General features: G+C 44.4%; 19 protein-coding genes and 1 other annotated feature. Of the genes, 13 read left to right on the top strand and 6 right to left on the bottom strand.

Going from position 1 to position 21,054, the window contains the following annotated elements:
- Positions 1–64: 64 nt before the first annotated feature.
- The 3 genes from rluB to MMA19_RS15925 form a co-directional block, all read right to left on the bottom strand.
- Positions 65–997, bottom strand: coding sequence for a 23S rRNA pseudouridine(2605) synthase RluB (gene rluB / locus MMA19_RS15935; protein WP_006073868.1), 933 nt, complete (start codon positions 995–997; stop codon positions 65–67).
- Positions 998–1,136: 139 nt separating this feature from the next.
- Positions 1,137–1,757 (bottom strand): L-threonylcarbamoyladenylate synthase, encoded by a 621-nt coding sequence (locus tag MMA19_RS15930; RefSeq protein WP_062460921.1) that lies wholly within the window; start codon positions 1,755–1,757, stop codon positions 1,137–1,139.
- Between the two features lie 71 nt (positions 1,758–1,828).
- The gene (locus MMA19_RS15925; protein WP_240206653.1) at positions 1,829–2,722 is read right to left on the bottom strand and encodes a PHP domain-containing protein; all 894 of its coding nucleotides are present in this window, start codon (positions 2,720–2,722) and stop codon (positions 1,829–1,831) included.
- Between the two features lie 135 nt (positions 2,723–2,857).
- Positions 2,858–2,960 (top strand) — a sequence feature (Trp leader region).
- 126 nt (positions 2,961–3,086) lie between these two features.
- On the opposite strand from MMA19_RS15925, the gene MMA19_RS15920 reads away from it, so the two are divergent.
- From MMA19_RS15920 to gspS2, 12 genes are all read left to right on the top strand, one after another.
- Positions 3,087–4,652, top strand: a complete 1,566-nt coding sequence (locus tag MMA19_RS15920) for an anthranilate synthase component 1 (protein ID WP_240206652.1) — start codon at positions 3,087–3,089, stop codon at positions 4,650–4,652.
- A 5-nt stretch (positions 4,653–4,657) separates the two neighbouring features.
- The gene (locus tag MMA19_RS15915) at positions 4,658–5,263 is read left to right on the top strand and encodes an aminodeoxychorismate/anthranilate synthase component II (protein WP_006073861.1); all 606 of its coding nucleotides are present in this window, start codon (positions 4,658–4,660) and stop codon (positions 5,261–5,263) included.
- 39 nt (positions 5,264–5,302) lie between these two features.
- Positions 5,303–6,301 carry an anthranilate phosphoribosyltransferase gene (trpD, locus tag MMA19_RS15910; RefSeq protein WP_006073858.1) on the top strand — a complete coding sequence of 333 codons (999 nt, stop codon included), beginning with the start codon at positions 5,303–5,305 and terminating at the stop codon, positions 6,299–6,301.
- 28 nt (positions 6,302–6,329) lie between these two features.
- Positions 6,330–7,694, top strand: a complete 1,365-nt coding sequence (gene trpCF / locus MMA19_RS15905; protein WP_240206651.1) for a bifunctional indole-3-glycerol-phosphate synthase TrpC/phosphoribosylanthranilate isomerase TrpF — start codon at positions 6,330–6,332, stop codon at positions 7,692–7,694.
- A gap of 46 nt (positions 7,695–7,740) precedes the next feature.
- The gene (trpB, locus tag MMA19_RS15900) at positions 7,741–8,931 is read left to right on the top strand and encodes a tryptophan synthase subunit beta (protein WP_006073854.1); all 1,191 of its coding nucleotides are present in this window, start codon (positions 7,741–7,743) and stop codon (positions 8,929–8,931) included.
- Complete coding sequence (gene trpA / locus MMA19_RS15895; protein ID WP_240206650.1) at positions 8,931–9,749, top strand: tryptophan synthase subunit alpha; 819 nt, start codon at positions 8,931–8,933, stop codon at positions 9,747–9,749. The genes trpB and trpA overlap by 1 nt, the downstream gene beginning before the upstream one ends.
- Positions 9,750–10,100: 351 nt before the next feature.
- Positions 10,101–11,336, top strand: a complete 1,236-nt coding sequence (locus MMA19_RS15890) for a dicarboxylate/amino acid:cation symporter (RefSeq protein ID WP_124941237.1) — start codon at positions 10,101–10,103, stop codon at positions 11,334–11,336.
- A gap of 130 nt (positions 11,337–11,466) precedes the next feature.
- On the top strand, positions 11,467–12,132 hold the full coding sequence (locus MMA19_RS15885; RefSeq protein ID WP_240206649.1) for a hypothetical protein: 666 nt from the start codon (positions 11,467–11,469) through the stop codon (positions 12,130–12,132).
- A gap of 179 nt (positions 12,133–12,311) precedes the next feature.
- Positions 12,312–12,884 (top strand): septation protein A, encoded by a 573-nt coding sequence (locus MMA19_RS15880; protein WP_240206648.1) that lies wholly within the window; start codon positions 12,312–12,314, stop codon positions 12,882–12,884.
- An 85-nt stretch (positions 12,885–12,969) separates the two neighbouring features.
- Positions 12,970–13,371: an acyl-CoA thioester hydrolase YciA gene (yciA, locus tag MMA19_RS15875; protein ID WP_006071599.1), complete on the top strand. Its 402-nt coding sequence runs from the start codon at positions 12,970–12,972 to the stop codon at positions 13,369–13,371.
- A 73-nt stretch (positions 13,372–13,444) separates the two neighbouring features.
- Positions 13,445–13,741 (top strand): YciI family protein, encoded by a 297-nt coding sequence (locus tag MMA19_RS15870; protein WP_006071598.1) that lies wholly within the window; start codon positions 13,445–13,447, stop codon positions 13,739–13,741.
- Positions 13,742–13,750: 9 nt separating this feature from the next.
- Positions 13,751–14,155, top strand: coding sequence for a GspS/AspS pilotin family protein (gene gspS2, locus MMA19_RS15865; protein ID WP_124940956.1), 405 nt, complete (start codon positions 13,751–13,753; stop codon positions 14,153–14,155).
- 55 nt (positions 14,156–14,210) lie between these two features.
- On the opposite strand, the gene metE is transcribed toward gspS2, so the two are convergent.
- Entirely contained in the window at positions 14,211–16,490 is a 2,280-nt protein-coding gene (gene metE / locus MMA19_RS15860; RefSeq protein WP_240206647.1) for a 5-methyltetrahydropteroyltriglutamate--homocysteine S-methyltransferase, read from the bottom strand.
- Between the two features lie 197 nt (positions 16,491–16,687).
- On the opposite strand from metE, the gene metR reads away from it, so the two are divergent.
- Positions 16,688–17,599: an HTH-type transcriptional regulator MetR gene (gene metR, locus MMA19_RS15855; RefSeq protein WP_240206646.1), complete on the top strand. Its 912-nt coding sequence runs from the start codon at positions 16,688–16,690 to the stop codon at positions 17,597–17,599.
- 75 nt (positions 17,600–17,674) lie between these two features.
- Here the strand turns inward: metR and MMA19_RS15850 are convergent, their stop codons facing one another.
- A complete protein-coding gene (locus MMA19_RS15850) occupies positions 17,675–19,135 on the bottom strand; it encodes a glycosyltransferase family 39 protein (RefSeq protein WP_240206645.1) in 1,461 nt (486 codons plus the stop codon).
- A gap of 377 nt (positions 19,136–19,512) precedes the next feature.
- Positions 19,513–20,886 carry a melibiose:sodium transporter MelB gene (melB, locus tag MMA19_RS15845; protein WP_038228117.1) on the bottom strand — a complete coding sequence of 458 codons (1,374 nt, stop codon included), beginning with the start codon at positions 20,884–20,886 and terminating at the stop codon, positions 19,513–19,515.
- Between the last annotated feature and the right edge of the window lie 168 nt (positions 20,887–21,054).

The raw sequence follows: 21,054 nt of genomic DNA, 5'->3' as shown, positions 1-21,054 counted from the left end.
GATACGAGTTCTTAAGACGAAAAAAAGCCAGCTGTTTGAGCTGGCTTTTTGCTAACTGGAACGCTTAGCGTCGAGTCTTAGAACGAGCGCTTTGCTCGCCAGCAGACTTTTTGTTACGACGCTGCTGGTTGCTGCGACCTTTAGGTGCATTAGCACGTTCTTCATGACGACGTACCGCACGACGAATTTTCTGGCTACGAGAACGTTCACGTTGACGTGACGTGTTCTGGCTAAGGTCTAGCATGGTTTCTTTTTCAGGACGTAATTCAACGAGCTCACGAAGATAGTTCACCTCTTTCAGTGTCAGCTCCATCCATCCGCCACGTGGCAGTTTCTTATCAAGATAGATGTCACCATAGCGAACACGTTTCAAGCGGCTAACTGTCGTTTCTTGTGATTCCCAAAGGCGACGAACTTCACGGTTACGACCTTCGTTGATAACTACGTAGAAAGTATGGTTCATACCTTCACCACCGGCATAAACTACATCTTCGAAACGAGCCATACCGTCTTCAAGTTCTACGCCGTTTACCACATTGCGAACTTTCTTCTCGTTAATTTCACCAAATACACGTACCAAGTACTCACGTTCAACTTGACGGCTTGGGTGCATTAGACGGTTTGCTAGCTCACCATCAGTAGTGAAAAGAAGTAGACCTGATGTGTTGGCATCAAGACGACCAACAGAAATCCAGCGCGAACCACGGATCTTAGGTAGGCGATCAAATACTGTGCGACGACCCTCAGGATCGTGACGAGTACACAACTCACCTTCCGGCTTATAATAGGCCAGCACTCGACAAACCACTTCTTCTTGTGCTTTGGCGGAAACAGTATGACCATCAATACGGATAACCGCATTTTCGTCTTCTAGACGTTCACCCAGTCTTGCTACCTGACCATTAACACTCACGCGCCCAGATTTAATTAGGGCTTCAAGTTCACGGCGTGAACCATGGCCTGCGCGAGCAAGCACCTTTTGTAATTTTTCGCTCATTTACCTACCTATAATGTCGTCTTCACAGACGTCGAAACCAGATAATGCGACCTTAAAAATCGCGGTCGCACATTATTGCAAAGAATTCTGTTAGACGCACCAAGTTTCTTACCTTTATTAGTAAGAAAACATTGACCTATTATTGGAATGGCGTTGGGTCACCAGCCCCGGTTCTTAGGACCTTCGCGTCATCATCACTGAAGTCGATTACTGTGGTTGGTTGTTCACCCAAATAACCACCATTCAATATACAGTCAACCGCATGTTCCAGTTGGTCGCGAATCTCTTCTGGATCCGATTCTGTTACTTCGTTGCCCGGTAAAATCAATGACGTTGACATTAAAGGCTCGCCTAAAGCTTCTAACAGATCCAAAGCGATTTGGTTGTCAGGAACACGAATACCTATTGTCTTACGTTTAGGATTCATCAAACGACGAGGAACTTCTTTAGTCCCTTTAAAAATAAAAGTATAAGGGCCAGGAGTATTGTTCTTCAACAAACGGAAAGCGGTGTTGTCTACTCGAGCATAGAGAGATAGCTCAGACAAATCTCGACATAATAATGTGAAGTTGTGTTTATCATCCAAACGACGAATTTGACAGATACGCTCTAGCGCCTGTTTGTTCTCAAGTTGACACCCCAATGCATAACCAGAATCGGTTGGATAAATAATCACACCACCATTTCGAACAATGGCAACCGCCTGATTGATCAAGCGTGCTTGTGGGTTTTCTGGGTGTACGTAAAAAAATTGACTCATTGTTATTCCTTCAAGCTTTTAGGATGCTCTCGGTACAACCTTCCATGTTGTTCGACTTCAAGAGCGATCTCTTAACTACTGCATGCAGCATCTCCACTATCTAGTGTAGCGTTGTCCAGAGAGGTTGCTGTCTTTAATGATAATTGGTCCCATACTGGTTCTACTCCAGATGGAAGCCATAAATTCCTGCCTAACTCCATCCAAGGTGATGGGTAATGGAAATCCGACCCTTGTGAAGCTAATAGATTGTATTGTATCGCATAATCGGCAAGGTTGCGTCTTTCTTGAAGACTTTGTTGTGGCTGTGCTACTTCCATGGCATCGCCGTTAGCCTCACAAAATGCAGCGATCAGTCGCTTGAGCCACTTTGCGGTTAATTGGTAGCGCCCTGGATGAGCGAGAACTGCCATTCCTCCCGCACTATGGATCGCCGCAACAGCTTCTTGCATTGAACACCAGTTGGGCGGCACATAACCGGTATTATTGCGCGTCATATATTTCTTAAACACTTGTTGCATGGTTTTAGCATAGCCATTATCCACCAACCACTTTGCAAAGTGTGCTCGAGTGATTGGGGCATCTCCCGCGATAAGCTTTACTTCTTCGAGAACACCTTCACGAGTAGCCTTTTCTAACCTATGTGCAATGAGTTCGGAGCGCTCAACACGTCTTGCTTGCTGAGCTTCAATAAGCGCTAACAGTTCAGGAGAATCAAGTGACACACCCAGCCCCACAATATGAATGTCTTTGTTCTGCCAGACGGTCGAGATTTCAATGCCATTAACCAACTCAATCGGCAGTGACTGTTGCTCAATAAGTTCAAGCGCTTCGGGAATCGCATCCAAAGTATCATGGTCAGTAATAGCAAGAACCTTGACATCAAAACCAATAGCTCTGTCTAAAAGTTCGGCAACCGATAGTCGGCCATCTGAGGCTGTGGTATGGCTATGTAAATCTATCTTCATTTTTTCACAATTTCGGTTGACTTTCGCACCACGAACTAGTTAACTAGTACGCAGATACATTATTTGAGTTAAGCACGTATGTTACTAGATATTCATACAATCAAAAAACCTTTAAACCGTACGGTTAATTCTCTACAAGGTTGGTGGCGCACTTGGACACAATCCGAGTGGGCTTTTTTGCGTGCATAATCAAAACCTAATTTGATTAAAGCCCACTCAAACGAGTGGGCTTTTTTGTTTTTCGATTTAACTGATTAATTAAGCAACAAATTGAACCTATTCAACGTTGGGCAAACGTTTTAATTATGCGAGTATGTATCAAGATTGTTGCAAAAGCAGATTCAAAGAATTTAGAGGAGGTTTTGTGAACAAAGCCATTACCATCAAAAAGCAAGGTCGTTTGGAAGTACTGTCATTGCAAGTACCTTATACCCAAGATCCGACTCGACTGTTTCATACGCTATGTGAAAACAAAACAGACAGTCTGTTGCTTGAGTCTGCTGAGATTGACTCTAAACAAGATCTCCAAAGTCTGCTTATCGTTGATTCAGCGGTAAGAATTGTTTGTGAGGGTCACAAAGTTCGCTACGAAGCCTTAACCACAAACGGCGTTAACTTGCTCAATATCATTGCTCAGAATCTTGCTGAAGGCATTGAATTTACCCTACAAGAACGTGAGTTGGTCGTTCAGTTTGAGATGCCTGATGATACGCTTGACGAAGATTCTAGACTTCGTGAAGCCTCTTCTTTTGATGCACTTCGTCTTGTACAACACAGTTTCGACCTGACAGGCCAAGATAAAAATGCATTATTTATGGGTGGGCTTTTCGCTTATGACATCGTTGCCAACTTCGAACCACTAGGTGATGCTAAACAATCAAACCAATGTCCAGACTTCGTATTTTACGTTGCAGAGAGTCTACTTGTTGTTGACCATCAAAAAGAATCATGCGACCTGCATACAACGTTGTTTAATCATGATGAAGATGAATTAGCTCGCATCCGTGGAAGAATTCTACAAATCAGTCAGCAATGCGATGACCTCAAACTTGTTCCAGAGGCGAAGAAAGTTGAAGGTATCGAAGAGAGCGTTAGTATCTCTGATGAAGATTTCTGCCAGATAGTAAGAGATTTAAAAGAGTACGTCGTTCGTGGAGACATTTTCCAAGTCGTTCCATCACGCCGTTTCACTCTGCCATGTCCTTCTCCGCTTGCAGCATACAAAGAGCTGAAGCAAAGCAACCCAAGCCCATACATGTTCTACATGCAGGACGAATTATTCACCCTATTCGGAGCATCACCAGAAAGCGCACTTAAGTACGGTTCTGACTCCAATCAAATTGAAATTTACCCTATTGCTGGCACACGGCGTCGCGGTAAAAACGCCGATGGCTCCATCAACAAAGATCTCGACAGCCGCATTGAACTCGAACTGCGTAGCGACATGAAAGAGAACGCTGAGCACATGATGTTGGTCGACTTAGCACGTAACGATGTTGCACGTATCGCAGAACCCGGCACTAGGCATGTCGCCGATCTGCTTCAAACCGACCGTTATAGCCACGTCATGCATTTAGTGTCCCGTGTTGTTGGTCAGCTCCGTGGTGATCTTGATGCCCTTCATGGCTATCACGCATGTATGAACATGGGAACACTTACAGGCGCACCAAAGATTCGTGCGATGCAGCTCATTCGTCAATTTGAAGGACAAACACGCGGTAGCTATGGTGGAGCAGTTGGTTACATGAATGGAGCTGGTGATCTTGATACGTGTATCGTAATCCGCTCCGCCTATGTGGAGGATGGTGTTGCTCAGGTTCAAGCCGGCGCAGGTGTTGTATTTGATTCCGACCCGCAGTCTGAGGCAGACGAAACACGAGGCAAAGCACAAGCTGTTATTTCTGCTATCAAAACGGCGCACAAGGGGTAATCACGATGTCTACTACTATTTCCAGCAAAGCCAACATTGTGTTTGTCGACAACTTCGATTCATTTACCTACAACCTTGTCGACCAATTCCGTAGCTTAGGCCACAACGTAAAAATCTATCGTAATCACATTGCCGCTGACGTCATAGCTAACGCGGTACTTGAATTGGACAATCCGGTGGTTGTACTTTCTCCTGGCCCAGGCGCGCCAGCAGATGCGGGCTGCATGCCAGAACTCATCAAAACGCTGCGTGGCAAAGTTCCTATGATCGGTATTTGTCTAGGTCACCAAGCGATTGTAGAAGCTTACGGTGGTGTTGTAGCTGGTGCTGGAGAAATCATTCACGGCAAAGTCTCGATGATGGCTCACGATAACCACAGCATTTATCAAGGACTGCCGTCACCAATGGCCATCGCACGTTATCACTCCTTGGTCGCAACAACAGTGCCTGACAGCTTAAATATCACTGCAGAGGTCGATGGTTTGGTTATGTCTGTAGCGCATGAACAAGACCGCGTCTGCGGTTTTCAGTATCACCCAGAGTCGATCATGACGACGTATGGTGCAACGCTGTTAAGTAACGCTATTGCGTGGGCAACGAAACAGCTTTAATCATTCAAACAACTGAAACAAATTCAAGGAATCGTAATCATGGAAACTATTATTAATAAACTTTACGACCAACAAGACCTGTCTCAACAAGAGAGCCAGCAGTTGTTTGACACTATCATTAAAGGGGAACTTGACCCTATTTTGATGTCTGCCGCGTTAACCGCTCTGAAAATCAAAGGGGAAACCCCAGAGGAGATCGCAGGTGCAGCCAAAGCGCTATTAGCCAATGCTAATCCCTTCCCCCGTCCTGACTATGACTTCGCAGATATCGTGGGTACTGGCGGCGATGGAGCCAACACTATCAACATTTCCACAACCGCGGCATTTGTTGCCGCAGCTTGTGGTCTAAAAGTAGCGAAGCATGGTAACCGCGGTGTGTCGAGCAAATCTGGTTCTTCTGACCTGCTCGACTCTTTTGGTATCAACCTAGCGATGTCTGCCGAGGACACACGCAAAGCCGTTGATGATATTGGTGTTGCCTTCCTATTTGCACCGCAATATCACGGTGGTGTTCGTCATGCGATGCCCGTTCGCCAAACCATGAAAACTCGTACTATCTTCAATATTTTGGGTCCACTGATTAACCCAGCAAGACCAAACATCGAATTGATGGGCGTTTATGACGCGAAACTGGTTCGTCCTATCGCAGAAACCATGCTACAAATGGGGATGAAACGTGCAGCTGTAGTACACGGTAGCGGTCTAGACGAAGTAGCAATTCATGGCGAAACGCTAGTAGCAGAAATCAAAGACGGGAAAATTACCGAGTACACGTTAACACCAGAAGATTTCGGCTTAGATGCTCATCCACTTGAGGCTATCAAAGGTGGTGAGCCAGAAGAAAACCGCGCAATCATCACCAATATGCTGACCGGAAAAGGGACTGACGCTCAACTTGGCGCTGTTGCTGTCAACGTTGCATTATTGATGAAACTATTTGGGCATGACGACCTTAAGTCCAATGCTCAACAAGCGATAGACGCAATGAATTCAGGTAAAGCGTATCAACTCGTCCAGCAACTCGCTGAGCGCGGATAAACCATCGACGACAACATAGGAAAAGAAAATGGAAACGGTATTAGCAAAAATCGTCGAAGACAAAAAAATCTGGGTTGCGGCTCGTAAAGAGTCTCAACCGCTAGAAAGCTTTAAGGCCGATCTAGTGCCATCAGATCGCAGCTTTTATGGAGCGCTGTCTACAGGAAAAGCTGCCTTCATTCTTGAGTGCAAAAAAGCGTCCCCATCTAAAGGGTTAATCCGCGACGATTTCGACTTGGACTACATAGCCTCGGTATACAACAACCACGCAAGCGCGATCTCTGTTTTGACCGATGAGAAGTATTTCCAAGGTAACTTTGACTTCCTACCCCAAGTTCGTCGTCAGGTTAAACAGCCAGTGCTGTGTAAAGACTTTATGATTGACACTTATCAGGTCTATCTTGCTCGCCACTACAATGCTGACGCTATTCTTTTGATGCTTTCAGTACTCAATGATGAAGAATATCGTGAGCTTGCAGCCGTTGCAGAGTCTCTCGACCTTGGTATTCTCACCGAAGTAAGTAACGAAGAAGAACTAGAGCGAGCTATTGCGCTTAAGGCGAAAGTTGTCGGTATCAACAACCGCAACCTTCGTGACCTGTCGGTGAATCTTGAACGCACTAAGGAGCTTGCTCCAAAACTTCCTGAAGGAACCATCATCATCTCTGAATCTGGTATTTATAACCACCAGCAAGTTCGAGATCTTTGTCCGTTTGCTAATGGCTTCCTAATCGGTAGTTCGCTCATGGCAGAAGACAACTTAGAACTTGCCGTTCGTAAAGTGCTGTTCGGAGAAAACAAAGTGTGTGGCCTGACCCAAGCAGACGATGCGGCAAAAGCTTACCAGGCTGGCGCAGTAAAAGGTGGTTTGATTTTCGTAGAAAAGTCTCCGCGCTACGTCGATTTAGAATCAGCTCGCATGGTCATGAGTGGCGCTCCACTTGAGTTTGTTGGCGTATTTCAAAACCATAACCCGGAGTTTGTCGCAGATACAGCAAATCAACTGAAACTGTCTGCGGTACAGCTGCACGGTAACGAAGACCAAGCCTACGTAGATACACTCAAACCTCTTCTTAATGAAGATATAAAAGTGTGGAAAGCACACGGTGTCACCGATGAGCTGCCAGACCTAAACAGCATCAATGTTGACCGCCACTTATTAGATGCCAAGGTGGGTGAACAATCAGGCGGTACCGGAAAGAGCTTTGATTGGCAATTATTAAATAACACCACTGACATTATGCTAGCTGGAGGACTGTCTCCTGAGAATGTTAAGCAAGCTAGTGAGCTTGGATGTATCGGCTTAGATCTCAATTCGGGCGTTGAGTCCGCACCGGGTAAGAAAGATGCCGAAAAACTCAACCAAGCCTTCGCATTAATTCGAGATTACTAAAACTTGCTCTAGTACGAGTAACAAGTTTCAACTTAAGGAATTTACCATGTCTAAATTAGATGCCTATTTTGGCGAATACGGTGGACAATTTGTTCCACAGATCCTTGTCCCAGCACTGGATCAACTAGAGCAAGCCTTTATCGACGCTCAGGACGACCCTGAATTTCGTTCAGAGTTTATGTCCCTACTGCAAGAATACGCAGGGCGTCCAACGGCGCTAACACTAACTCGCAACCTCACCAAAGGCACCAAAACGAAGCTTTACCTTAAACGTGAAGATTTACTTCACGGTGGTGCTCACAAAACCAACCAAGTACTTGGCCAAGCTTTGCTTGCCAAACGTATGGGTAAAAACGAAATTATTGCCGAAACAGGCGCTGGTCAGCATGGGGTTGCAACAGCACTTGCTTGTGCGTTGCTTGGACTAAAATGCCGAGTATATATGGGTGCAAAAGACGTAGAACGTCAAAGCCCTAACGTTTTCCGCATGCGTCTGATGGGTGCTGAGGTAATTCCTGTTCATTCTGGTTCAGCAACACTAAAAGATGCCTGTAATGAAGCTCTACGTGACTGGTCAGCCAGCTACGAAGATGCGCACTACTTACTAGGTACAGCGGCAGGCCCTCACCCGTTCCCAACAATTGTACGTGAATTCCAACGTATGATTGGTGAAGAAACCAAAAATCAAATCCTAGCACGTGAAGGGGTTCTTCCTGACGCTGTTATTGCCTGTGTCGGCGGTGGCTCAAATGCCATTGGCATGTTTGCAGACTTTATTGAAGAAGAGAGCGTTCGCCTAATCGGTGTAGAGCCAGCTGGACTAGGGATTGATACAGACCAACACGGCGCACCATTGAAGCATGGTACTACTGGTATCTTCTTCGGCATGAAAGCACCACTTATGCAAGATCCACATGGCCAAATAGAAGAGTCTTATTCCGTATCTGCAGGTCTCGATTTCCCATCCGTTGGACCACAGCACGCTTATCTAAATAGTATTGGTCGAGCAGAATACGAGTCTATTTCTGACGACGAAGCGCTCGAATCATTCCAAGAGCTAGCGCGCGGAGAAGGTATTATCCCAGCTCTTGAGTCTTCACACGCACTGGCTTACGCGTTAAAGATGGCACGCGAAAACCCAGAGAAGGAACAACTTCTCGTTGTTAACCTATCAGGGCGCGGAGACAAAGATATATTCACCGTTCACGATATCTTAAAAGAAAAAGGAGTTATGTAATGAGCCTGAATCAAGATCGCTACAAAGAAATGTTTCAACGCCTAGGCGAGAAGAATCAAGGCGCTTTCGTTCCTTTCGTGACAATGGGAGATCCGAATCCAGAGCTGTCTCTGAAAATCATCGAAACCTTAGTTGAGTCTGGCGCTGATGCGCTAGAGCTTGGCATGCCGTTTTCAGACCCTCAAGCTGATGGTCCTACTATTCAAGGCGCAAACATTCGTGCTTTGGACTCAAAAACCACACCCACTATATGTTTTGAGCTGCTGGCAAAAATACGCTCAAAATACCCAGAGCTTCCAATTGGATTGCTCATGTACGCAAACCTCGTCTATTCAGGTGGCGTTGACACTTTCTATAAGAAATGCGCGGAAGTGGGCGTCGACTCAGTACTAATCGCTGACGTTCCAACTAACGAAAGCAAAGAGTTTGTTGAAGCGGCTCATAAGCACGGTATTCACCCTATCTTTATTGCGCCACCAACAGCGAGTGAAGAAACCATTCAGCAAGTGGCAAAACTAGGCGGCGGCTATACCTACCTGCTTTCGAGAGCTGGGGTAACTGGTACTGAAACTAAAGCTAATATGCCTATGAATACTCAGCTAGATAAACTCACTAAACATGATGCTCCGCCATCATTACTTGGTTTTGGTATTTCTGAGCCGAAGCAAGTCTCTGAAGCATTGGCTGCTGGTGCTGCAGGAGCTATCTCTGGCTCTGCGGTCGTTAAAATCATCGAAAACAACTTGGCAGAGCCCGAAAAAATGCTAAACAAACTTTCTGAATTTGTTAAAGCGATGAAAGCAGCGACACAAAAATAGGCGTTTTTTTAGACAGTTCATTTTGCCCTTTCATAACAAAAAAGTTGCGCCAGTTGCGCAACTTTTTTTTTACATCTCAACCTTCACAACTATTATCAATATCTTTCAATCCGTAAGTAATTATTAACCAAATTCAAAGCAAACGTTTGCTATCGGTCAATAGAACAGCATTCCTTCTAATATTCTTATCTAAATCACCTCTAATTGATTTCTATCTATTGCTAACAGTGCTAATAAAGTGTAAAAACTTCAACGAACATTAGTCTAACATTTGCCGTTCATCTGGAAGACTATGCTAGGATTTTATAATTTATTAGCACAGGAGTTAAGGAAGTGTTAAAAGAAAAGTTGATGCTAAACAATATTGGCGTCCAAGTCGTGATTGCAATGATCCTAGGTACCCTAATCGGGGCCGTAATGGGTGAATCTGCGTCTATGTTTGCCCCATTGGGTACTATCTTTATTAATTTAATTAAGATGTTAGTCATTCCTTTGGTTGCTGTAGCTCTGATTTCAGGTGCTGCTGGTCTTGGCAACAGTAGTAACGCAGGTAAAGTTGGTGTCACCACACTAGCTTATTTTGGTTTAACTTCAGCTCTAGCAGTGGCGTTGGCGCTTGTTATGGGTGAAGTGTTCCAACCAGGTATTAATATCGATACAGCAGGCATCGAGGGCATGTTCTCTGCTGAATACGCTTCTAAGGGCGACCTACCTTCTTTCTGGGCAACCATTACAGGTATGATCCCGACCAACGTTTTTCAGTCCTTAAATGAAGCAAACATCCTACAGATCTTGGTGTTCTGCCTATTCTTTGGTATCGGCCTTTCTAAACTAGAAGAAACCCGTCGCAACCCTCTTCTTAATGGCGTGAACGCAATTGTTGATGTTATGGTGTGGATGATCAACAAAGTGATGATCATCGCTCCTATCGGCGTATTCGGCCTAATGGCAGAAGCCGTTGGCACCTTCGGTTTTGGTGCGCTAATGGTTGTGTTCAAGCTGTTCGTCGTCTACATCGCAGCCATTCTTATCTTCGGCTTTGTTGTATACCCTCTAATGATTCAAGTGTTTACAAAGACCTCAGCGAAGAAGTTCATTAGTGCCATGAAAAAGCCTCAAGCAGTTGCGCTTTCGACGGCTTCTTCAATGGCGACACTGCCTGTGACTATGGACACAGTAGAAAAAGAGTTAGGTGTTAAGAACTCGACAGCATCGTTCGTACTGCCACTTGGTGCGACCATCAATATGTCTGGTAACGCAATTTACTATGGTTTGGTAGCTATCTTCTTTGCACAGTTATTCAATATCGATCTTTCAATGGGCGCATACATTGCTATCATCGTGACATCGACATTGGGTGCGGTTGGTCAAGCCGGTGTTCCTGGTCCGTCATTCCTTGTCGTAGCGGTACTACTGGCGGCAGGCATTCCTATTGAAGGCCTACCTCTGTTATTCGCTCTAGACCGTATCTTCGACATGATTCGTACTGCTCTAAACATCACTGGTGATGCAGCTTGTGCGGTCATCGTTGATGCTCTGGTTGAAGAAGAAACACAAGAGGCTGAGTTACAAAAACAACAAGCGTAACTTAAGTCATTAAACAGATTTCAAGGGTTGTCACTTTATAGTGACAACCCTTTTTTATATAAAACTGTTTTAATATGTGTTTTTCTACTAGGTTATTTATGGTTACAAACAAAAGGAGTTTGACGTACCCATGGGAAAGATAATCTTTTATATGCCGACACCAACCTCTGACGCTCGAGCTTGGATGGAGTATGGTGAAATGACCGACGAGGATGGCAATTTCTCTGACAACATAATGCATCGCAAAAACCATCGCTGGATACAACATCCTGCTACGACCAAAGATAAAGAAGCCATTCAGATCTGGTATCAAAAAGGCGTTACCATTAACGAGCTAGTCAATATTTCTAATGATGATCAAATATATATCCGTGGACATGGATTCCCGGGGAAAGAACATATCACCATGGCTAAATGCTGGGGTACTGTCGTAGGTCACAGGTTTGTCGTCGACCGACTAAAAGAAAATGGCCTTCCAAAGACTTTTACAGGCAAAATCAAATGCTATAACTGTAACAGTGCCTCCTGGGTAAATGGTCAGCGAAGCTTCGCTCAAGCTCTTGCTGATTATATGTATGGCTGGGGCTACGATAAATGTACTTACTACGGTTACAGAGGAAAGCTCGACTCCTACTATAAAAACGGATTTGATGGCATACACAAGTACATCCGTGGCGGCAATTTCACCGATGGTGTGTGCCGAGCCAGTGATGCCAGAGTGCAAATAAAACCGCAGGATCTTAATCCCCCTCAGTACGCATCGATCTCTGGTTTAAAAAAACCTATCACCGAATAGTGTATTAGGAATAGAAGATTAACAAAGGCCCGACTTTTCGGGTCTTTCTAACTCGTCTCGTCACTGGCACACCTCCCTTGGTCCCGAGCATCTTCATCACCAATTTGTTCAAATTGTTTTGTATTGGCAAAGTTTTGGTTACACTGTCGTGAATCATCACTGAAAGGTTTGCGATAAACATGAAGCAACTACTTGATTTTATTCCACTGATTATCTTTTTCGTTCTATATAAAATGCAAGATATCTACGTGGCAACGGGCGCATTAATCGTCGCAACCGCAGTTCAAATCGTCATCACCTATTTCCTATATAAGAAAGTCGAAAAAATGCAGGTCATTACATTCTTAATGGTCGCTGTGTTTGGTGGCATGACGATATTCTTGCACGATGACAACTTCATAAAATGGAAAGTGACTATTGTTTACGTGATATTTGCGATAGGTCTAGCGGTTAGTCATGCGATGGGGCGAAGCGCTATTAAAGGTATGCTGGGTAAAGAAATCACCTTACCTGACGCGGTTTGGACCAAAGTAAACTATGCGTGGGTCGGCTTCTTTTCTTTCTGCGCGGGTTTGAACATTTACGTCGCTTACTCCCTTCCACTCGACGTTTGGGTCAACTTTAAAGTCTTCGGCCTATTGGCAGCTACCCTGCTCTTCACCATTCTCACTGGCGTGTATATCTACAAACACATTCCGAAAGATGAAGAAGGCAAACCTGCCAAAAATGAGAACCAAGATCATACATCTTGATTCAAGGCGGAAGTTTTGTATACTCCGCAGGTAATTGAAAACAGCGACCTACGGGTCGCTGTCTTGTTTCAGGAAAATGATAACCATGACCAATACAACATCAAACACACCTAAAGGCCAACCTATAATTCGCACTCTAGCTATGCCTGAGAATACCAACGCGAATGGCGATATATTTGGTGGTTGGATTATGTCTCAATTGGACTTAGCCGGCGGTATCCTGGCGAAAGAGATCTCTCATGGCCGTATCGTGACGGTTTCAGTTTCAGGAATCACGTTCAAACACCCTGTAAAAGTTGGTGATGTAGTTTGCTGCTACGGTGAATGCACCAAAATTGGTAACACCTCAATGACTATCAATCTAGAAGTATGGGTTAAACCAGTAAGTCTAGAGGGTGTCGGTGACCGTTACCAAGTATGTGAAGCTACCTTCCATTACGTTGCCATTGATGCAAATGGACGCCCTCGTCCAATTAATCCAAATTAAAGCGGTTCTAGCGATGACTTTTCCGTGAAAAAATGACATCTTAAGAGGACATGACTATTTGAAGGAAACAAATATGTGGTACGTTATTTTTTCACAAGACGTTGAGAACTCGCTAGAAAAACGTCTCAGCGTTCGCCCACAACATCTGGAAAGACTTCAAACACTCCAAGATGAAGGTCGATTGCTCACCGCAGGCCCAATGCCAGCCATTGACAGTGATAATCCGGGAGATGCTGGGTTTACAGGCTCAACCGTTATTGCTGAGTTCGAGTCGTTAGCGGCAGCGCAACAATGGGCAGATGCCGACCCGTACATTGAAGCTGGTGTTTATGCTAACGTTATCGTTAAACCATTTAAGAAAGTATTCTAAAGGCGAACGATGAAAAAATCTCTTTGGATGGCTCTCACGGCAGTGACCGTGTTAGCGGGCTGTTCTAGCGCCAATGATGACCAACAGCGTCAGATAGAAATGCTAGCTCAAAGCCGCGCTAGCGTGTTGTCTTCTGGTTTGCCTATTGAACAAGGCCCGTTGTCCATCATGAAGGCCTCAGCCAACAAAGGCACGGTTGAAATTATGATGATCTACAATACCGATGCCAAAGGCGCTAAACCGCTTGATACGGTATTGCGTAACAGCATGAACTATTACTGTACCGATCGTGAAGTGAAATCAAATCTGGATATGGGTTTGGCCTACCGGATCAAAATTCGCAACTCGCGCGGTCAACTTATGGTAGACCAGCTTGTCACCAAAGACTATTGCGACAAGCCGCCTGCCAACTAACTCGAATCATCGAAAAAAGGCTTGCATCTGCAAGCCTTTTCTATTTTTCTACCGATTAACTTAGCTTTTTACGCAAGTTACTCGCAGCTTTCACCAAGTTGTTTAATGATGCTTCCGTTTCTTCCCAGTTACGTGTTTTTAAACCGCAGTCTGGGTTCACCCATAGTCTCTCTACAGGAATGCGCTCAGCCGCTTTCTCAATCAACTGCTCAATCCATTCAACGGTCGGGATGTTTGGAGAGTGAATATCGTAAACCCCCGGCCCAATCTCATTTGGATAGTTAAACTCTTCAAACGCATTTAGCAGTTCCATATTTGAACGAGAAGTTTCAATGGTAATCACGTCTGCATCTAACGCAGCCACAGATTCAATGATTTCATTGAACTCGCTGTAACACATATGAGTGTGTATTTGAGTTTCTGGTTTAGCACTTGCCGCGGACACTTTGAACGCTTTCACCGCCCACTCTAAATATGCTTTATGGTCACGCTGTTTTAACGGTAAACCCTCGCGAATTGCAGGTTCGTCAATCTGAATGATATTAATTCCAGCGTTCTGCAAATCATTAACTTCATCTTGAAGTGCTAATGCAAGCTGATTGGCTATCGTTTCTCGCGTCACATCCTCACGAGGGAACGTCCAGCATAAGATGGTCACAGGCCCCGTTAACATACCTTTCATTGGTTTTGAGGTTAACGACTGAGCATAGGTTGACCACTCGACTGTCATTGGCTTGTCACGTTCGATATCAGCAACCACGATGGCAGGTTTAACACAGCGCGATCCATAACTCTGTACCCAACCAAATTGAGTAGTTTGAAAGCCTGAAAGATTCTCTGCAAAATACTCCACCATATCATTACGTTCAGCTTCACCGTGCACCAAAACATCTAATCCGGTGGCTTCCTGTCGCTCTACCGTATCTTTGATAAACGCATGCATAGCAGTTTGATAACTTGGGAAATCAATGTCATTACGTTTGTACGCCGCACGTGTTTGTCGAACTTCAGAGGTTTGCGGGAACGAACCTATCGTCGTAGTTGGCAATAAAGGAAGCTTCAATACTTCTTTCTGATGATGGGCTCGCTCATCATAAGGTGCGCAGCGATCACCGTTGGTTTGGCCCAAAGCGGCAACACGCTTTTGAACCTCAGGCTTATTTACCCAAGTCGATAGCTCACGCTCTATAATTGGTTGACTGTATTGAGCACAATACTGTTTTGCATCTTCATCGCCATCTAATGCCTTAGCCAACCATTGCACTTCACTAACCTTCTGTTTGGCAAAAGAGAACCAGTTTTTTGTCCCTTCTGGAAGTTTGGTTTCCAGTTCTAAATCAACCGGGCTGTGTAGCAAAGAGCATGAGGTGGCCACCCACAAGCGTTCACCAAGCTTTTCTTTTACTGGCAGCAATTGTTGGAGCTTACTGTGTAAATTTGCGCGCCATACATTTCGACCATTGATAGTACCGACCGATAACACCCAATCTTCTGGTAATTGATCAACCACGATATCTAGCTGTTCAGGAGCCGCAGCCACATCAATGTGCAGGCCATCAACACTTAGTTGCTTAATCACATCTAACGATTCAACAACCGAGTCAAAATAGGTTGTCAGTAGCACCTTCACATCACTTCTAATTACCTGATAAGCCAGCTTAAAACTACTTAGCCATGGCTTTGGAAGCTCAAGAGATAGTATTGGCTCATCAATTTGTACCCACTCTACACCCAGTTTTTCTAGCTTCGCTAAGATAGCTTGGTAGGCTGTCAAAAGACGTGGCAACAGCGTGAGTCTATCAAAACCGTCTTCGACTTCTTTACCAAGGTAAAGGTAACTCAAAGGGCCTAGAAGCACAGGTTTCACATTACTGCTGTTTTGCTGAGCTTCATTTATTTCATCAAATAACTGGGTCCAACTTACTTGAAAACTATCTTGAGAGGAAAACTCAGGAACAATGTAGTGATAGTTTGTGTTAAACCACTTCGTCATGTCTGACGCTGCTTCGCCACTGCAACCGCACTGAGCCTGTGACTGACCTCGCCCTACACGAAAAAGCGTATCAAGGTCAGGAAAGCCTTTAGCATGTCGCTTTGGCACATGGCCTAGTAGTAGGCTGGTACTAAGTACATGGTCATACCAAGCAAAATCACCCGCTGTCACGAAAGATAGTTCATTGTCGCGTTGCAGCGCCCAGTTATTCTGTTTGATGTTACTTGCAGTTTGCTTGAGAGCAGCTTGGTCGCTCTCCCCTTTCCAGTATTTTTCTAGAGCAAATTTGAGTTCGCGTTTTTCACCGATGCGTGGATAGCCAAGAATGTGCGTTACTGTCATGTTGATGTCCTTTATCTGAAGCAGTCTGGATGGCTAAACTATCCCCCAGCCAATAAATATGAACAATCTCAAATTATTCACATTGAATATGAAATTAATTCAACAACAGATAGAAAACACTTTTGGACGTCTAGATGTTTACACATCTTATAAATCACGTTAAGTTAATAGTTAAGGGAACAGGATGAGGGATATTCATGATAGAGCTAAAGCACTTAAAAACATTGGCATCGCTACGAGATACAGGATCACTAACTGCGACCGCCACATCGCTACACCTAACTCAGTCCGCCCTCTCTCATCAACTAAAGGACTTAGAAGCGCGTATCGGCTCACCGTTGTTTATTCGCAAGACACGCCCAGTTCGATTTACCTCAGAAGGTGAGATACTGCTCAACCTCGCGAACGAAATTCTTCCACGCATCGCGCAAGCAGAAGGTGATTTAGCGGGTCTCAAGGAAGACATCAACGGTCGTTTACACATGGCTATAGACTGTCATTCTTGCTTTCAGTGGCTGATGCCCGCTTTGAAAGAGTACCAACTCGCTTGGCCACATGTAGAGCTTGATTTTTCCTCTGGCTTTGGCTTTGAGCCTATTCCTGCTTTGGTTGCTGGAGAGCTAGATCTGGTGATTACCTCTGATATTCAGCCGCGATCTGAAATTCATTATGAACCCCTGTTCGATTTCGAGATGCGTTTAGTCACGTCCATCTCTCACCCATTAGCAGAAAAATCTGTAATTGAACCCGAAGATCTATCAGAGCAGACCTTATTGACGTATCCGGTTCAAAAGCAACGTCTTGATATAGTCAAACATTTCTTAACCCCAGCAGGGATAGAACCAAAGAAATGGAAGCAAGCTGACAACACCTTAATGTTGGTACAAATGGTTTCGGCGGGTTTAGGGGTCGCTGCTTTACCTAACTGGGCAGTGAGTGAGTTTTCTCGTCAAGGATTAATTACCAGCAAGCCACTGGAACAAGGGCTTTGGCGAAGACTCTTTGCTGCGGTGAGAAATGGAGAAAAGGATAAACACTATCTGCAGGCATTTTTCGGCACAGCAAGAACGCAATGTCAGCAACATCTGGAAGGTATCAAGATCGCTTAAGTTCTATTGTAGAAGTCGATTCAAAAAGTAAGCCCTCCATAATGGAGGGCTTAATTCGTTGTAACGCAGCACTGGTTAAGAACGTGGACTCACGATTCCCAAACATACTGCTTGTTGTTTGTCCTGTTGAGAATCTTGATAAATCACTTCTTGTTGAATATCAGGTACAAACTGCGGCCATTCATTAGTAAAGCGAGCAAATACTCCTTCTTTACATCCTGCCCCCATATTGCCCATCAACAACACACCTTGCTGCTCAATTGCCTCTGCTGTGATATGACGATTGTAAACATTGGGTAGCGTCTCATTGCTCCACTGGTTTGTCATTTTTGGATGAGGTGCGATATAGAAGGTAAACCATTGAGAAAGCTCTGTCCCACCAACTAATGTCAGTGGCTTATCATTGTGCTGATACCAAAACTGTTCTGCTTCAATGCTTAACGTCTTAATGCCGCTAAAGCTCTGCCCCGCATTGCGAACGTTAAAGATCATCACCGAGGCATAACCAACAATCATAACTAATGCCATCACTGACAATACTTTAAATGGTCTCGATAGTTTACCCACAACATCTTTTGCTAGATAGGCAACTAATACTGCTGGTGCTGGCATGAAGAACGGGTGTAGCCATTCCACAAGGCGATTACCTTTATGGAAGGTGAACCAAGCCATGATAAGCACCAGAGGAGCCAATAAAACAAACGTTGTTAGCCATACTTTTTCAGGCACATCTTTAGTTAGTTTCAGCGCCCGTCTGCCCAGCAACGCCGCTAACAAAACAAACGGATAGAATACCGATAACAGCGCTAACCAACTACCAGGACTCAACTGTGCCGATACTTGACCACTCACCCACTTCACCGACGAGAAGTTGTTAGCAAACATCCAAAAGAAGTTTGGTGTTACTAAAGCTAGAAACGCAACAATGCCGGCATAGAAATACGGTTCTTTCCAAAAGCGACGCACGCTTGGCACTGTAAGGCTAAGTACAAATACCATCGCAACTGGTGCGAAGGTCGTGTATTTAGCCATTGCAGAGCAACCGGCTAACACACCAAACGGTAACCACCACTTCGCGTTTTCATAAACCGCTTTAACAAAAAACAGCAAAATCCATGACCAAGAACCAAACAACAAATAGTTGTCGTTATATGGGATGGCTTCAAAATTGATAACACCTGATAAGTTTAGAGTCAGCAGCCCCAACCAAGCTAAGGCCGTTGAATCTGTAAGTTTGTAAGCGAGTCTGTAGCAACCCAGCATACCCAATGCGATAACAGAGAAGTGTCCTACATACCAAAATGCTGATGCAAACTCTGTGGTATCTGAGACAAGTAAAATACGGGCAAAGAAGCCTACAAACCACGGATTGTTCGGACTTCCCCATTCCCCATTACTGGCCCAGTTCAACGCTTCCACTGCGTCATAAGGTACGGTTGGATCTAGGTGATAAGACACCAAAGACCAAGCGACGGCATAGAAAAAACACCACATGAATGCAAAGCGATGCGAACGCTGCAAATCTGTTGAACTCATGGATGCTCGGTCAAAACTGAGAATAGTTGAAAACATTGGCTAAAAAGGGCTCCCCTAAAAAGTCAAAATAGAAGGTTTTGGCGATAGACTTTACTCACTTGAAGTGCATCACAAAATGGCTTCAAGTCATTTTTCTGTAAATATCTTAGTTATTAATAAGTTATATAAATTAATGACACTTATAATATGAATAGTCTATATGGATAGATAGTCAAGAGCTGTAATGAAATGTCAGCATCGAAGGGACAGAAGAGTACCTTCAGATCGGAAGAGTAAAACGAGAAGTGACTGATTCTATTTATGAATCACACCATTCAATACATTCTGTACAAACTGCATTAAACCGTGTGATTCATAATAATTAGAGAGATGTTGAATTATTGCGCGTTAGCTGTTTGAGATTCCACCTGTTCGATGTGTTGAACCGCACTCTCAGAAAACCCATCGTGCAAGTGATAATAGCGTTTGTAAACAATGCCACTAATTGCCATTAAGATTGCAGGTAAGCCCACCATCATGAACTCAATGCCAAAAATAGTATCCGCAGTTTGTTCTACGTTCGGTACATAGCCGACTAATGACAGTCCCACACCAACGATGAAGCCACCGGCTGCACCCGCGAATTTTACCAACATGGTTTGAACTGAGAAAATAACACTCTCGCTGCGACGACCAGTTTTATATTCACCATAGTCCACAACATCAGCAAGCATCACTGTTTGTAGAGCATTCGCAATACCGATACCAAATTTGATAGCTGCACCTGAGAGACCGATAAGCACCACGTTACCCGGAGCCAAGCCACTCATCGCAAGTAACAGGCCACATGAGAGTATCGGGAAACCACAAGCGATAAACCACAAGTTCTTTCTAGGCAACTTAGCAGCAATGCGTGGGAATAAGAAAACACCCGCGACTTCCGCAGCACCAGCAACCATCATATAGATAGGGAAAAGTTCAGGATTTCCTAACGCATAAGAAAAGTAATAGATAGCAAATCCGCCCACTAGCAAGTTAGCGATTTGGAAAGATAATACCGTGCCAATCAGTGCTTTTAGTTGGTCATTTTGACCAATAATTACCATGACATCTTTGAAATTAAACTTCTCCGCTGCGTTTGCTTTGATGTTGGTATCTTCTTTTACGTTACGAGCTACCAAGAAAGCACTTAACACAAATAGAATCGCGATTAGGATTGATAGATTGAAGAAACCGTCTCCTTGATTGCCATCTCCTAACGTACCAACAATATGCAAGCCGTAAGTACCGATGATAAACCATGCCAAGCTAGCGAATAGACGAGGCCATACGACTAACTTCTCGCGTTCTTGTCTAGAGCTAGACAGCGCTGGAATCATTGACCAATAAGGAATGTCCATAATGGTATAGGTCAGCCCCCATAAGATATACGCTGCCGCAGCATATACATATAAGGTTGTACCCTCAAACATATGAGTACTAAACAACGCAATCAGAACAACCGCATTTAGAATCGTCCCAACAACAATCCACGGACGGAACTTACCCATTTTTGAACGAGTGTTGTCAACGATCACGCCCATAAGTGGGTCAGTCACAGCATCGAAAATTCGGGCCACAAGGAAGATTGAACCGACAAACGCAGCGGACAACCCTGCGACGTCTGTAAAGTAGAACATTAGGAAGATGTAGATAGGCGCACAAGCAAAGTCTTTGCCTAAAGCACCTAGGCCATATGAGAGTTTGGTTTTTAGAGTCAGTTGATCAGACATAGGTTACACTTAGTTTCTTTGATTTATTGGTCTGAGCGCAATCCTACTGACAGAAGAGTCACCTTTCTGTGATCCATGACCACAACTGGAAACGTTTACACAGACATGTTTAGAAATGAGATCTAAAACAACAAAACATAACAATATGTAAATTAAGTGTGATCGAAT

Origin of the sequence: Vibrio sp. CyArs1, from assembly GCF_022432925.1 — a bacterium.
Lineage (GTDB): Bacteria > Pseudomonadota > Gammaproteobacteria > Enterobacterales > Vibrionaceae > Vibrio > Vibrio mediterranei.
This window is presented reverse-complemented; position numbering and strand designations above follow the sequence as displayed.